Annotated in this window: 13 protein-coding genes; 3 read left to right on the plus strand and 10 right to left on the minus strand. The window is 41.2% G+C overall.

Going from position 1 to position 14,444, the window contains the following annotated elements:
* Window positions 1-98: 98 nt before the first annotated feature.
* Both DEAC_RS00385 and DEAC_RS00390 read left to right on the plus strand, forming a co-directional pair.
* Complete coding sequence (locus tag DEAC_RS00385; protein WP_053006233.1) at window positions 99-1,334, plus strand: D-alanyl-D-alanine carboxypeptidase family protein; 1,236 nt, start codon at window positions 99-101, stop codon at window positions 1,332-1,334.
* Between the two features lie 25 nt (window positions 1,335-1,359).
* Window positions 1,360-1,995, plus strand: coding sequence for an MBL fold metallo-hydrolase (locus DEAC_RS00390; RefSeq protein WP_047808062.1), 636 nt, complete (start codon window positions 1,360-1,362; stop codon window positions 1,993-1,995).
* 92 nt (window positions 1,996-2,087) lie between these two features.
* Here DEAC_RS00390 and DEAC_RS00395 read toward each other — a convergent pair whose 3' ends face one another.
* The 10 genes from DEAC_RS00395 to DEAC_RS00445 all read right to left on the minus strand — a co-directional run bounded on the left by DEAC_RS00395 (window position 2,088) and on the right by DEAC_RS00445 (window position 12,634).
* Complete coding sequence (locus DEAC_RS00395) at window positions 2,088-2,549, minus strand: CBS domain-containing protein (protein ID WP_047808063.1); 462 nt, start codon at window positions 2,547-2,549, stop codon at window positions 2,088-2,090.
* 72 nt (window positions 2,550-2,621) lie between these two features.
* On the minus strand, window positions 2,622-4,283 hold the full coding sequence (locus DEAC_RS00400) for an MFS transporter (protein WP_242847036.1): 1,662 nt from the start codon (window positions 4,281-4,283) through the stop codon (window positions 2,622-2,624).
* A 420-nt stretch (window positions 4,284-4,703) separates the two neighbouring features.
* Window positions 4,704-4,826, minus strand: a complete 123-nt coding sequence (locus tag DEAC_RS24445; RefSeq protein WP_014827772.1) for a hypothetical protein — start codon at window positions 4,824-4,826, stop codon at window positions 4,704-4,706.
* Window positions 4,827-5,218: 392 nt separating this feature from the next.
* On the minus strand, window positions 5,219-6,268 hold the full coding sequence (locus tag DEAC_RS00415; protein ID WP_047808066.1) for a M28 family metallopeptidase: 1,050 nt from the start codon (window positions 6,266-6,268) through the stop codon (window positions 5,219-5,221).
* Window positions 6,269-6,421: 153 nt separating this feature from the next.
* Window positions 6,422-6,928, minus strand: coding sequence for a HyaD/HybD family hydrogenase maturation endopeptidase (locus tag DEAC_RS00420; RefSeq protein WP_053006234.1), 507 nt, complete (start codon window positions 6,926-6,928; stop codon window positions 6,422-6,424).
* 33 nt (window positions 6,929-6,961) lie between these two features.
* The gene (gene cybH, locus DEAC_RS00425) at window positions 6,962-7,711 is read right to left on the minus strand and encodes a Ni/Fe-hydrogenase, b-type cytochrome subunit (protein ID WP_047808067.1); all 750 of its coding nucleotides are present in this window, start codon (window positions 7,709-7,711) and stop codon (window positions 6,962-6,964) included.
* A gap of 13 nt (window positions 7,712-7,724) precedes the next feature.
* The gene (locus DEAC_RS00430) at window positions 7,725-9,437 is read right to left on the minus strand and encodes a nickel-dependent hydrogenase large subunit (protein WP_047808068.1); all 1,713 of its coding nucleotides are present in this window, start codon (window positions 9,435-9,437) and stop codon (window positions 7,725-7,727) included.
* Window positions 9,438-9,494: 57 nt separating this feature from the next.
* Window positions 9,495-10,595 (minus strand): hydrogenase small subunit, encoded by a 1,101-nt coding sequence (locus DEAC_RS00435; protein ID WP_242847037.1) that lies wholly within the window; start codon window positions 10,593-10,595, stop codon window positions 9,495-9,497.
* A 211-nt stretch (window positions 10,596-10,806) separates the two neighbouring features.
* Window positions 10,807-11,694 (minus strand): GNAT family N-acetyltransferase, encoded by an 888-nt coding sequence (locus DEAC_RS00440; protein WP_047808070.1) that lies wholly within the window; start codon window positions 11,692-11,694, stop codon window positions 10,807-10,809.
* 37 nt (window positions 11,695-11,731) lie between these two features.
* On the minus strand, window positions 11,732-12,634 hold the full coding sequence (locus DEAC_RS00445) for a DUF2156 domain-containing protein (protein ID WP_047808071.1): 903 nt from the start codon (window positions 12,632-12,634) through the stop codon (window positions 11,732-11,734).
* Between the two features lie 293 nt (window positions 12,635-12,927).
* Here DEAC_RS00445 and DEAC_RS00450 point away from each other — a divergent pair, with 293 nt between their 5' ends.
* Window positions 12,928-14,418, plus strand: a complete 1,491-nt coding sequence (locus DEAC_RS00450; protein WP_047808072.1) for a B12-binding domain-containing radical SAM protein — start codon at window positions 12,928-12,930, stop codon at window positions 14,416-14,418.
* Window positions 14,419-14,444 lie beyond the last annotated feature (26 nt).

Genomic DNA, 14,444 nt, shown 5'->3' on the forward strand with positions numbered 1-14,444 from the left:
GCCCAAAATAAATATATTACTCAGAAACCATTTGTCGAAACCGAACTCTTCCTGTAAAATTAAACTGTTCCTATTAATCTATTTAAGGAGGTTTTTTTATGTCTGGGACTCCGTCCACTTCCCCATCTCGCAAGGTTTCGATGGTTCCCATCAAAGGAATTTTGGTTTTACTCATTGCTGTGTTAGTATGCGCATTGGCCGTTGGTCGTTACAATGGTCCTCTGCCAACCGTGGAAGCGAAACTAACTACCACATCCTCTTCATTGCCCGGTCATTTTTCGGTAACATTTCCTGAACAGGGTGAATCAGCTGTTGGCACAGAAAATTTAGGTGTTATAACGTCAACACCTAACCAATCACCCGTTCCAATTGCCAGCGTGACAAAAATTATGACTGCTTATTTAGTCTTAAAAACTCATCCTTTACAACCGGGTCAATCCGGTCCCGCTTTAACTATGAGTGCCCAAGATTTCGCTGGTTATCAAAATGCTTTAAGCAATGGCTATTCATATTTAAAGATTGAAGAAGGGGAAACCCTCACTGAAAAGCAACTCCTGGAAGGTCTATTACTCCCTTCGGGAGACAATGTTGCCGATACCCTGGGGCGATGGGTATCCGGATCAGATGAAGCATTTGTTGCCAAAATGAACGAAACCGCAAAATCCCTTGGTATGACTAAAACTCACTATGCAGATGCCAGCGGTGTCAGTGAAACAACGGTCAGCACCGCTGTAGATCAAATAAAAATTGCTCAAGCAGCCATGCAAGACCCTGTTTTTCGTCAAATTGTTGCTATGCCGCAAGCGACTCTTCCTGTTGCCGGAACAGTATACAATGTCAATAGCATGGTTGGAAAACATGGCATTACAGGCATTAAAACAGGATCAACAACAGCAGCAGGCGGTTGTTTTGTCTCGGCAACACCCGTTGTTGCTGGCGATGAAACCCATTACATTATTGGTGCAGTTTTAGGTCAAGTTACTCAACAATCTCTCCAAAGTGCGCTTCAAGCAAATGCTGACATACTGGATCAAGTTCGCTCTCAATTCAAACTCTATACTTTAGACCAACCTGCCTCGGGTTACGGCGAACTTACAACGGCTTGGGGCAGCAACAGTCCGTTAAAGGCGTCTAAGTCTGTACAAATCTTTGGATATCCTGGCATGAAAGTCAACTATTCCATAGATCCCCAAACTACTAAATTACCAATGCCAGCCAACAGTAATCGTGCCACCTTGAAAATTAAATCTGGTGAAGAAGTCCAATCTATTCCGCTTCAGAATTTACAGCCTATAAATCCACCCGGATTTTTATGGCGGCTTATTCGTTTTTAATCATTTCCTAGGAGAGGTGAAAACAATGCATATTCGTTGGTTTGGTCACTCCTGCTTTCTTTTTACTAATCAGGAGGGCCTAAAAATCCTAACAGACCCCTTTAATGAAAAAGTGGGATACCCTCTTCCTCAAGTTAATACGGACATTATTACCGTGAGCCATCATCACCATGACCACGATCATGTTCAAGGTCTTCCCGGAAAACCTCTAATTATTGATGAAGAAGGTCAGCACAATATTTTCGGTCTATCGCTAACAGGCACAAAAACATTTCATGATGACGACCTGGGATTCAAACGCGGCAAGAATGTTCTTTTTTCATTTACAATGGACGGCGTCACCGTTGTCCATTTAGGGGATCTTGGACATGTTCTAACCCCAGAACAGTTGTCAAACGTCGGACAAGTAGATATCGTCTGTGTTCCCGTGGGGGGCTTTTATACCATAGACGCTGAACAAGCTTATCAAGTAATCCATCAGCTGAATCCCAAGATTATTTTACCAATGCATTATAAACGGGATGATACAATTTCATTGCCTATTGCCGGTGTTGATAGTTTCCTCAAACACTTTGATTTAATTAAAAAAGCAAAAGATCTAAATATCTCTTCTTCGTCTTTGCCTCAAAGCCAAGAAGTTGTTGTCCTGGAGTTATCATAGACAAAAAGCCCCCACCTTGGAACTGATAAGGATCAGTTTCACAAGATGGGGGCTTTGCCGTGCTGTCAAATTAATCGGATGCTCTCCTAGGCTTAGTGGATAAAGTTATTTACGATATATCGCACAATGTCTCCGCGACTAATAATACCTACAAGTTTCCCCTGGGAAACAACAGGGACCTTCTTGATTTTTTTATTGCCTAAAACTTTTGCCACTTGATCCAGATCCTCTTCTGCTTCCACGGTTATAACCCGTTTGGTGGCAATTTCCATAACATTGCAATTCATGAGATTTTTTATTTTGTCATCAAAGGTTTCCGTATCTACCCACGAGGCCGAATTAAAAGCGTCGATAAAGAAAATCTTTGGATCCTGATAGCCGATATTTTTCATGATATCACCATCGCTGATAAAACCGATTGGTTCATTCTTGTCATTGATGACAGGAACTCCGCTGATCCGATGTTCAACAAAAGCCTGAAGAACCGTTTTTACTGAATCATGATTACTTACCGATACGACCTGCTTTACCATAGTTTCAAATGCTTTTGCCATAATTACCCCACCTCTTTAAAGTAATTGTTAATTTCATCGTAGTTATTATCATAAGAAAAAAATTTTATTTTACTATTGAAGGGGCTGAGTCGTCTTTCCTCGCATATAGGAAGCCACCGCCCCAATGATTGACAACACGGCAGAAATGTAAAAAGCAATTCGCAAACTAGACATTACTGCAGGAGCAATTAGTTTAGGAAAGAAAACCGTCCCGAGAATCAGCTGCTGACTTGCTTGAGGCAGATTATGGAGAACAGCCGCAGGTAACAGTTGGGCCATCGGGTTATAACCTAAAAAGGCGGCGAACAAAGCTCCCGTCGGCGGTAAGTTGGCAACCGTTTGGGCGGTCGCTGCCGGAACGCCTGCACTGATAAGTCCTTGGTACATGGTGGCAGGCAAATGATGAGCTAAGCCAATGATCAATATACTGAAATATAATGTCATACTTAAAGCCGATCCTGTATTTTGTAAGGTAGCACGCATCCCGGAAGAAGCTCCTCGATGCTCGGGAGGAACAGTATTCATGATAGCCGTTGTATTAGGAGCAGCAAACATCCCCATTCCTATACCAGCAATCAGCAAGATAATAACAAAGGGCAGATAACTGAAGTTGGCCGGTAAAAAAGTTAATAAGATAAAAGCAAGCGTTGATAAGAGCATACCAATCGTAGCAAAGCCGCGGGCACCGAAACGGTCTGAAAGAAAGCCGCTTACCGGTCCCATGACAAAAAAGCCTAACATCATTGGGAGCATATAAATCCCCGCCCATAAAGGTGTTTGCTCAAAACTATAGCCGTGGAGAGGAAGCCAAATTCCCTGGAGCCAGATGATCAGCATGAACTGTAATCCGCCTCGAGCTACTGATGATAAAAACAAACTGAGATTGCCGGCTGCAAAAGCTCTGATTTTAAATAATTCTAGGCGAAACATAGGCGTCTCGGTAACGAGTTCAATATATATAAAGCCGGCTAAAAGAACAACTCCAAGAATAATGCCGCCAATAACCCAAGGATTACCCCAACCCATTTTCGATGTTCCATAGGGCATAATACCATATGTTAACGCTAGAAGAAGGGCTGTTAAGCCAACGGCAAAGGTACCATTTCCTAACCAGTCGATCTTCTCTTTTCTCAACAATAACCCTGTATCCTTTAATTTAAGATAGGCCCATATTGTACCCGTAAGGCCGACAGGAACACTGACTAGAAATACTAAACGCCATTGAATATCTGCTAAAAGACCGCCTAGGATTAGACCTACTAAGGAACCGCCGATGCCTAGGATTTGATTTAGTCCCATTGCCATGCCCCTTTGATTAGGTGGAAAGGCATCCGTAAGAATCGCAGTGCTGTTGGAAAACAGGAATCCTGAGCCAACCCCTTGCAAAAGGCGAAAGAGAATTAATTCAGTTGCTCCTATGCTCCCCTTTCCCGGGGTAAGAGCAAGTAAGATTGAAGCTGCCGTAAAAATAGCGAAACCTAGATTATATAAGCGGGCCCGGCCATATATGTCGGATATTCTGCCAAAGGAAACTAACAGCGTGGCTGTCACCACGGTATACCCCATCAACAACCAGAGCAAATAAGCAGTACTTGCAGGAGCCATGGGATTAATTTGGATTCCTCTAAAAATTGCCGGAAGAGAAATCAATACAATATTTCCGTTGAGCATCGCCATAAATACTCCAAGTGTTGTATTTGACAATGCAATCCATTTATAACGTGAATTTTGCATAAACTTTGATCCTTCCCTAAATAAATTCGCCAAAATTACTAGCATAAATCATAATTGTCTTATTTTGCACCTTTTAAGTATTACCATTCTGCAAATCATCAATTCTCTTTTGAATTAGAGATTTTATAGTCTGCAACTAGAGAACGATAACCGCATCAACATTTTACATTTAGGCATTTAGACATCCAATAAAATTCAGGCCTTTTATTAAACAATAGCAATAGTTGTCGTCTTCCTTTCGCATATCTCTTTAAAAATGGCTTCCTCTGCAAACCACTTTATTTATAGTTTACGTCAACGTTACTTATTTTACAAATGTTATTTTTCTTAGTTCTTATACTGTGGTATGAATTAATACAAACAGACTGCCAGCATTGCCAGCAGTCTGTGATATTTTAGATTTACAACTCCGATCTAAATCTAAAAGATAACTCCAAGTGCAATTAAAATAAGAACTGCAATGGCAATAATCCCTGCTCCGATACAGCTGCCACCATATCCATAGCCGCCGCCAAAACCTCCAAAGCCTCCATATCCATACATAATTTATTCTCCTCTTTCTTTTTTAAATTCTTTAGAATACAATCCCCATAGCAATTAAAAGCAAGATAATTACTACAACGATTCCAATACCTGCTCCCCAGCCAAAACCTGCTCCACCGCCAGCTGCTCCAAATGCCATTCTGTTTTCCTCCTTTCTTGCAACCTAGTACACAATATGCTAAATACCCATATTTTTCCACTAGAATACAAAAAATTTCTCGCTGACACTGGCATCACTAAATAACCTTTCAGCTGTAAGAACGAACAAAAGAAGTTTGCACGTCATTACAGCCCTCAAAAATTAAAAGCCTAGCCTTAATGGCTAGAAGCTTTTAAAGACATTTTATCAATTCGTACTATTACTCGCTTATCTTAATTTGCATTCGAGTCGACTAAAAAGCGATGGCTTGAACAGCGTTATAGAGAATTTTATTCGCCAAAGCAATTTTTTCCGGATTTACAAAATCAGGGACATCAGCCGGAGTATGATTCTTATAAAGCCAATCTTTAGCCATCATTGTTACTGCCGGAATATGATCCATATTGAAATACAGTTGATCACTATTATAACCATCATGTGAAGTCAAAGGTATGCTTATTTTTTCTGTGGAAGCGGCAGTCTGTACAGCTTGTACGGCCTTATTATCACTGCTGGCCCAAATAGAAAAATCCCTCAAAGGACCATTACCAATGGTGTCAACATTAAATACAGCTTGAATTCCTTGAAGAGGAAACGTTGGCTTTTGCAAAAAGGAAAACGATCCCACAAAACCCATTTCTTCCGCACTCCAAAAAGCTAATATTACATTGCGTTTTGGTTTGACTCCTTCTTTAAGCAAACGACGCATGACATCAAGAATACAACCTACTCCGGAGGCATTATCATTGGCCCCGGGATAAAGAGAACCTTGAAATATACCTAGATGATCAAAGTGAGCGGATAAGATTACCGATTCATTCCTATTCGTTCCCATAACGCCCCCGATGACGTTTACACAGGGCGTGCGCAAATCTTGGGGATTTCCGGGGCGAAACGTCAAACGCCCATGGAAAAATTCTTCAACGACAGGATAAACTGTAAAAGCATTTGTATAATTACGGGTATTATCTTCCATCAAATCGCCCAGAGGTTCCAGCCCTAAGCCTTCCAATTGTTCCATCAGATAGGCAGCAGCCTTTTCTGCCCCGACCGTTCCAGCCCGTCGACCTTGAATGTCTGACTTAGTTAGGGCAAAAATATCATCCATTGCCGTCTGGTTCAGATAGGAATCATCTTTGACGAGAATAGAATTCTCCGGCTTTAGGGACGAGTCCTTGGTCAGAATCGATGCTTGTACAACTTGAAGATTTACAAGTTCAGATATCTTTGACCAACCTAACCAGGGAAGTAATCCTGCTCCAAAACCTGCTATACATTTTAAGAAACTTCTTCTTGTCGGCATACGAACTTCCCCCTAACATTATAGCAGAAGCCTAATCTAACCTGCTCAAATTACCAGGCTAGTGATATTTTTAACGCAAAGATACTCTGTAATTTCTCATCCGCAAAACTAACTGCTATTATGAATATCGGCCAGTTCGTATGTAAACCTTAGCTAAAGTGTCTTCTTGAGCAAATTATCATGGCGCCATTCTTCCAGACAGTTATTGACTCGAGCAACGGCCTCCGGAATACTTCTCTGCAGCGTCTCTGTTAATTCAGTCCCCCAGTCCAGACTCTCAGGCTGGATACCAATAACAACAATTTCCTCCGGTGTACGTCCTTGGAATCCGGCCCAGTACAAAACCTCTGCAAAGCTCATTTGATGTACAGAAAGTTTATTGCTTGTATACTTCGGCACTTCATCTCCACGCCACACAACTACCTCTCCTGGCTTTTTTCCCGCCTCAACAGCATCCAAAACGATCAGCCGTTTCGTATTCTCGACGAATTCTAATAATCTCAAGCCATCCGTTCCTCCATCAAGAAGGACAATTTCCGGAGGAAGATTATTTCGAAGCCGTTCTAAAAGATGAATACCAGCCCCTTCGTCCTGGCGGATAGAATTTCCGAGTCCAAGTATTCCAATTTCAATTTGGTCTTCTATATTAACCTTATTCACGAATATGCCCCCTCGATCAATGCTCTGTACCCTTTATAAGGAATTATTTTGCGAGCTGACAGCTCCTAAAGCTCCTAAAGCTCCTGCTGAAATTGTCTCTGAAGAAAGGTCCAAATCAGGCGAGGCGCAACTATTAGTCTCAACAAATTTATAGCCGGTTATAATGGAGGAGACAGTTCCGTCTTTATCCAAAATGTCCTGGCGAAATAACATATAGAGATGACCGATCAAAAAGAGCGGGTACCCCCAGGCCAGAAGATGATGCCAGATCCTAACGTTATATTCTCCACCTAAAACCGGAATTATCCAGCCAAATAGAGCAAACCAAGTTCCGTTCGGATCACTGCCGCTTTTCATCGCCATCCCGGTGATGATCATCATACTACCTGCCAGCCAGATAAAACAAAGATACAATAAACTGGCTAGAGAATTATGACCTACATGAGGCGTCGATTTTTTTGAGAGAAACAGGTAATACTTAAGGGTTTTAAAGGTATCTTGCCAAAATGATTTTCTCCAAAAGCGGAGTTTTGCATAGTCATTGCCTGCCCAAAACCAATAGAGACGAAACAGCATATTAGCTGTAAAAATCAATGCCGTTACTACATGAACATAATGACAGGTACCCATGAGAAAATGACCGGCAGCCTCACCGCTGACAGTAAACGCCGGATGCCCGATATACATCCCTGTTATGAAAAGAATCGTAATGCAAAAGGCGTTGACCCAGTGAAATAAACGTATGGGAATCTGCCAGACATAAACTTGTTCTTTCTGAGTCATCAACTCTCCCCCCTTAACGTGATCTTACTCTTAGCATTTCCTGCCCGTTCTTGTTGAGAATATGCGTGGAACAAGCCAAACAGGGATCAAAGGAGTGAATGGTTCTTAAAATCTCGAGGGGCTGATTTTCTATAGCCATGGGGGTATCAAGGAGAGATGCTTCATAAGCCCCTTTTTGTCCCTTAAGGTCACGCGGAGAAGCGTTCCAAGTTGTGGGTACGACTGCTTGGTAATTGCTGACCTTACCATCTTTGATACGTACCCAATGGCCGAGGGCTCCTCTGGGGGCCTCAGAAAAACCAATCCCCTGAGCTTCCTTAGGCCACGTCTGAGGTTCCCATTTTTCGGAGTTAAAGGTTACAGAGTCACCGGCTTTGATATTGGCAATAAGCTCATTGTAAAACCCGGCCAGATGATCCACACAATATTTAGATTCCAGAGCACGAGCCAAGGTGCGGCCAAGAGTTGAGAATAAAGCGCTAATTGGTAAATCGAGTTTGCGTAGTGCTTCATCAACCAGACCTTTCATTTCTTGGTTTCCTTTGGCATAGCCTATAACAAATCGGGCTAAGGGACCAACTTCCATGGCTTGTCCTTTCCAGCGGGGAGCTTTAATCCAACTATAGGATTTGTTTTCATCAAGGTTAGCATAGGGCGGTTTAGGTCCATCATACGAAGGGTTTGTTTCGCCATTCCAAGGATGGAGCCCAATAGTTTTGTCATCATACTTATACCAGGAATGAGATACAAATTCTTGGATTTGGTTAGGATCTTTGAGGTCAACATCATAGACTTTGCTGAGATCGCGATTCAAAATAACGCCACGCGGAAAGAGGAAGTGATCCGGGTCATTGATATCTGTCGCGGGAAGCCCGCCATATGCCAAATAATTACTCACTCCGCCTCCCCAAAGCTCGTTTTTATAAAAACCGGCGATGGCCAGGATGTCCGGCATAAGGACTTGATCTACAAAAGTCCGAGCTTCATCAATCTTAGATTTAACAAGATTTAATCGTTCCATATTTATAACATCATTGTCGTTTAAGTTAATAGCACAGGCCATTCCGCCGACGGCATAGTTGGGATGAGGATTCTTTCCGCCGAAAATAGTATGGATTTTAACAATTTCCTTTTGCCATTCTAATGCTTGGAGATAGTGCGCAACCCCCATTAAATTAGCTTCAGGCGGAAGCTTGTATGCCGGATGTCCCCAGTAAGCATTTGCAAATATCCCAAGCTGTCCGCTTTCTACAAAGGTTTTAATTTTCTGTTGAACATCCTTAAAATATCCCGGCGATGACAAGGGCCAATTAGAGATTGAAGCGGCAAGAGCCGATGTTTGTGCCGGATCGGCTTTTAGGGCGCTGACAACATCAATCCAATCGAAGCCGTGGAGATGATAAAAATGTACGATATGATCATGTAAATGAAGAGCAGCAGTCATTATGTTGCGGATAAGGTTAGCATTTTTGGGTATTTTGATACTTAATGCATCTTCGACTGCCCTGAGGGATGTCAAAGCATGAATATGCGTGCATACACCACAGATTCTTTGAACGAAAGCCCAGACATCTCGGGGATCGCGGTTTACGACTATTTTCTCAATTCCGCGAAAAATTGTTCCAGAGCTTAAGGCATCTGTAATTTTTGTGCCATCAAGATTAACTTCAATTCTCAAATGTCCTTCAATACGTGTAATAGGGTCAATGACTATTCTTTTGGCCATCTACAATCCCTCTCTAAATCAGTTTTTTTCCCTCAATAGATTTCGAGTCAACTAACGTTAATTACCAGATTTATCTTTAGGAGAATTATGTGTGGAAGTTTTGCCTGCCTTGCCGGCTGCTGTAGCCAAAGCATGGGCGCCAGCAGCAGCACCGGCAACTCCTAAGCCAATAAGACCTATTTGATCAGGGTTCTTTCCAATCACATGGTTGGGTACATCCGCGAGATGAGTGTAGAAAGGTCCCTTATCAAAGAAATGATCTTCTGAACAGCCCAAACAGGGATGGCCAGATTTAATGGGATAGCTAAGGCCATCATTCCATTGGGTAATCGCACAGGCATTATAAGTTGTCGGACCTTTGCAGCCCATTTTATAGAGGCACCAACCTTGCTTAGCCCCTTCATCATCAAAGGATTCTACAAACTGACCGGCGTCAAAAAAAGCCCGGCGGTTGCAATTATCATGGATTCGGTGTTGATAAAAAGCTTTGGGACGGCCTTGATTGGTCAATTCAGGCAGCGTACCGAAGGTTAAATAATAAACAATCGTACCTGTAATGACTTCGGCGATCGGCGGACAACCAGGAACATTAATTACTGGCTTGTTGGTAATAATTTCTTTAACGGGGACAGCATTCGTCGGATTAGGTGCTGATCCTTGAACACAGGCATTCACAGCGCAAGAGCCATAGGCTACAACGGCAAGAGCACCTTCGGCAGCTTCCTCTAAGACGCTCTGGGTCGTTTTCCCCCCAATGGTGCAGTAGACTCCTCCATCACCGGTGGCTACACTGCCTTCGACAACAAGCAAGTATTTGCCGAAGAAATCTTTCATAGTTTTCTGCTTGGCTGCTTCGGCTTGATCCCCTGCGGCAGCCTGAAGAACTTCCATATAATCAAGAGAAATCATGTTCAAAATCAGATCTGCCACTAAGGGATGTCCGGAACGAATAAATGATTCCGAGCAACAGGTACATTCTTGCAAATTAAGGTAAATGACCGGAATACGCGGTTTTGTCTCCATGGCATTGACAATCTTTGGTAAAGCTGATGCTTCTAAGCCTAACATTGCCCCCATAGCTGTACAAAATTTAAGAAAATTACGGCGTGAAATTCCTTTCTTCAGCGCCCATTGGTAATAGCTTTCTTTCTCTTCCAAGCTCATCGCCCCCTCTTTATAACCATTCGCTCTCTATATTTCCCTTATTATTTAAATATTCGCCAAAAAGAGATAAATTCCTTCGTTCAATTTAAAATAATTTTCAACTAATATTTATTAATACAAAAAACCTCCACCCGCAATTTGGAAGGAGGTTTTAGAATAACCATAAAAAACGCCCCAACCATTTTGACTGGCGGGGCGTTTTTATCTAATCAAAGGCTAAGCCCAGATATCCAAAATTCTCCTGAGAATTAGTCCCTTCAAATTCCTCAGGTGCCTTAATCATTCCAAAAGGACGCACAATTCCCTCTAAATACTTGCCAAAACGAGGATGGGTACGCAGAACATATTCATCTGCCGGTATTTCCTGAACTATCTGTTTAATAGCTGGGACCATTAAATCTGCCGGAATTAAAATCTCTTTGATTAGTACCTTCTGAGGACTTAGTCTTTCAACCGCTAAGCATCCCGCAATTTTTTCAATATTTATGGCATAAATGTCTGCTCCGGAAAGTTGAGACAGTTTTTTTTGGTAAACAATGTCCTCATCTGAGTAAGAAATATAGGAACTACCCTGAAGTTGATGATTCCTGCGACGATTATAATCCTCAGGTGTGATAGGGTAAATTCGACACTCGCCCTGTTGATAAACCGGTAAGGCAGCTACACTGCTGTAATTAAGTTGAGTCTCCTTAATATAGAATCCATTACGGAACCCCAGTTTACGGTAAAAGTCAAATAGTTTCAGACTTGCCGGAACCAGCACGAAAACCTCGGCTTTAGACGGTTTAAGATATTGGCAGCTGTAGTCAATTAACTTAGAAGCCAGACCTTGATTCTGGTATTCCGGGACTGTAGCAATAGCATAGAGCATAGCGGTACTATAACTACAATGTTCAGAAATCACGGTTTTAACCGGCATCATTGTGAGCATTGCTAATATTTGCCTGTCATTAAGCAAAACAGCTGTTTCATCTGCCTTATACCTATGGGCAAAAAAGAAATTGATATAACGCTCAGGATCACCAAAACAAAGTTTCCATATTTCTTTTTGTTGTTTTTCCTCACCTATTTCAGCCAACCGCATTTCATGCATTGAACTTTAATCTCCACCTGACTGTCTATAAAATTATTTACCCTTCAAAATAAGTACCCAGATGTTTTTCTTCCATTTTGTCCGGATGATAAGACAGTTTTGCTTTTCTTAACCCTTCAACACCCATATCTTCCTCACGATTTACATACACTAGATCAGGGTACTTCTCCTTAATAGTTGCCGCAAACTCACGATTTATCATTTGATAAGCCCCCGGAATGTAACCAAATGCTTTTTCAACATGAATAACATACGTATCTGAATTTAGTTTTTCCCCCATTGTATAGGCGATTACTTTGCCTTCTAACCGAATCAGTCCGCCCTCTATACTTAGTTCGGCAAAATTATTGAAGCAACGGCGGACAGCGCAGTTTTCCTCAGCAATACTTCCTTCATCGCAGGGATTAATTTTACACCATTCTTTATTCATTTCCCAACAATCAGAAAGGTTATCTAAGGTGATTTTTTCAAAAGCCCAGTCCTGATTTTCCTTCTTGAATCGATTAATATAATTTCGTTTTGAGTGAAGAGAATTGCCCGCAAGAGAAACAAGCTTGTCTAAGAAATAAACATAATCGAAACTATCGCGCATCTCACGATATTCAAAGTGCTCGGGATACAAGGAATTTAGCTGTTTTATATTTTCAGGTGAAAGCCCGGCTAAAACAAATTCATGTCCGCAGGAGACGGCATCTTGCTTCATAGCCTCAAATACAATCATAAGATTTCCTGACCCAGCAGGGTAAAAATAATAGGTTACATCATCCATAACTCCTTTGACCACCAAAAAACCATCTACCTGGGCAACACGATAGTGATAGATCTTTGACCAGGCAAATATATTGGTAAAGTTCTGATGGCATCCACTCAAATCAGCTGCAGTAAGAAGTGGTTCCATCCATTTTTTGTCGTCTAAATCTACATCTTTAAAGTCAATCATATTTTCTCCGCCAATCTGTCTTAGTTCATCTTAATCGACCAAAATATACTATACCACATCTTACAAAATTCCCTTAGCGGAATTTAAAAAAAGTCACAGATTCACTATTGTTCATTAGTATTCCCCATACCATAGTTCGAATAGACACCCACAAGAATCTAAATTCCAAATTACATTTACCATAATACAGGGTAATTAATCAATATATTTAATCTATGCCATTTTTTGCATTTTATTTTGATTAGGTTTATAATCATAAAAATTAAATTTTATTTAACAGAAGGGAGTTAGCTATGAGAATACTTTTTGTTTACCCACAATACCCAGTTACATATTGGGGATTTCAGTATGCCTTGAAATTTGTATCAAAGAAGGCTAGCTTTCCGCCTCTTGGACTGGCTACTGTTGCTGCCATGTTTCCAGACGATGATGAAAAGCGCTTGATTGACATGAATGTAACGACACTAAAAGATAAAGATTTATTGTGGGCTGATTACGTAATGCTTAGTGCCATGGCCGTTCAGAGAGAATCAACGAGAGAAGTGATTGATCGCTGCAAAGCTCTCGGTATAAAAACAGTCGCTGGCGGACCTCTATTTACCGCTGAACCTGAAATTTATGATGATGTTGATCATCTTTTATTAAATGAGGGTGAACTTACCATACCGAAATTTATCCATGACCTTAATGAGAATAAAGCACAACATATTTATACGTCTGATCAATGGGCAGACCTGCGTGATACTCCTGTACCTATATGGAAACTTATCGATCAAAAAAGGTATTCAACGATGAACATTCAATATTCACGCGGATGTCCTTTTAACTGCGATTTTTGTAATGTAACCAGCTTATTTGGACACATACCACGAACAAAGGACGCCCCGCAATTAATTAGGGAGTTAAACGCCCTTTATGAATCCGGTTGGCGTGGCGGAGTTTTTTTTGTCGATGATAATTTTATTGGCAATAAACGAAAGCTTATGAAAGATATTCTCCCAGCCCTGATTAACTGGATGAGGGAAAAAAACTATCCGTTTGCCTTTTTAACTGAAACCTCAATCAACCTTGCCGATGACGATACCTTAATGGAAATGATGGTTAAAGCCGGTTTTAATACCGTATTTATAGGCATCGAATCTCCAAATGAAAGCAGTTTAGCCGAGTGTAACAAAGTACAAAACAAAAACAGAGATTTAATTTCAAGTGTAAAGAAAATTCAGCACTCTGGTCTACAAGTTCATGGCGGCTTCATTGTTGGTTTCGACAATGACAATAGTTCGATCTTCGATAGCCTTATTGATTTTATCCAGCAAAGTGGGATCGCTGCTGCTATGGTTGGGTTGTTAAACGCTCCTAACGGAACTAAATTGTATCAGCGTTTAGCCGGTGAAGGCAGATTATTAAAAGGGTTTACAGGAGATAATACAGATTTTAGTATGAATTTTATTCCCAAGATGGATCGAGAAACTCTGGTCAAAGGATATCAAAGAATTGTCAACACTATCTATTCTCCGAGTCGTTATTATGAAAGAATCCTTGTGTTTCTGAAAGAATACAAACCCATCGCCTCCACCACAGGCCCTTTAAGTTTTAATCATATTTTAGCCTTTTTAAAATCAATCATTCGCTTAGGAATTATTGAGAAAGAGAGGCGGTATTATTGGAGACTTATTTTCTGGTCACTAATGAAACGACCTAAAGTCTTCCCTTTAGCGATTACTCTGTCAATTTATGGTTATCATTTTCGAAAGGTGTTTGAAAACACAGCTCTAGAGAGCTAATAGTTCGCTTAAATACACATCAAATT

Origin of the sequence: Desulfosporosinus acididurans, from assembly GCF_001029285.1 — a bacterium.
In the GTDB taxonomy this organism is placed as follows: domain Bacteria; phylum Bacillota; class Desulfitobacteriia; order Desulfitobacteriales; family Desulfitobacteriaceae; genus Desulfosporosinus; species Desulfosporosinus acididurans.

Excerpts from the sequence above, each read along its gene's own strand:
- DEAC_RS00385 (WP_053006233.1), top strand. The coding sequence starts at position 99 with ATGTCTGGGACTCCGTCCACTTCCCCATCTCGCAAGGTTTCGATGGTT.
- DEAC_RS00390 (WP_047808062.1), top strand. The coding sequence starts at position 1,360 with ATGCATATTCGTTGGTTTGGTCACTCCTGCTTTCTTTTTACTAATCAG.
- DEAC_RS00395 (WP_047808063.1), bottom strand. The coding sequence starts at position 2,549 with ATGGCAAAAGCATTTGAAACTATGGTAAAGCAGGTCGTATCGGTAAGT.
- DEAC_RS00400 (WP_242847036.1), bottom strand. The coding sequence starts at position 4,283 with ATGCAAAATTCACGTTATAAATGGATTGCATTGTCAAATACAACACTT.
- DEAC_RS24445 (WP_014827772.1), bottom strand. The coding sequence starts at position 4,826 with ATGTATGGATATGGAGGCTTTGGAGGTTTTGGCGGCGGCTATGGATAT.
- DEAC_RS00415 (WP_047808066.1), bottom strand. The coding sequence starts at position 6,268 with ATGCCGACAAGAAGAAGTTTCTTAAAATGTATAGCAGGTTTTGGAGCA.
- cybH (WP_047808067.1), bottom strand. The coding sequence starts at position 7,711 with ATGACTCAGAAAGAACAAGTTTATGTCTGGCAGATTCCCATACGTTTA.
- DEAC_RS00430 (WP_047808068.1), bottom strand. The coding sequence starts at position 9,437 with ATGGCCAAAAGAATAGTCATTGACCCTATTACACGTATTGAAGGACAT.
- DEAC_RS00440 (WP_047808070.1), bottom strand. The coding sequence starts at position 11,694 with ATGCATGAAATGCGGTTGGCTGAAATAGGTGAGGAAAAACAACAAAAA.
- DEAC_RS00445 (WP_047808071.1), bottom strand. The coding sequence starts at position 12,634 with ATGATTGACTTTAAAGATGTAGATTTAGACGACAAAAAATGGATGGAA.
- DEAC_RS00450 (WP_047808072.1), top strand. The coding sequence starts at position 12,928 with ATGAGAATACTTTTTGTTTACCCACAATACCCAGTTACATATTGGGGA.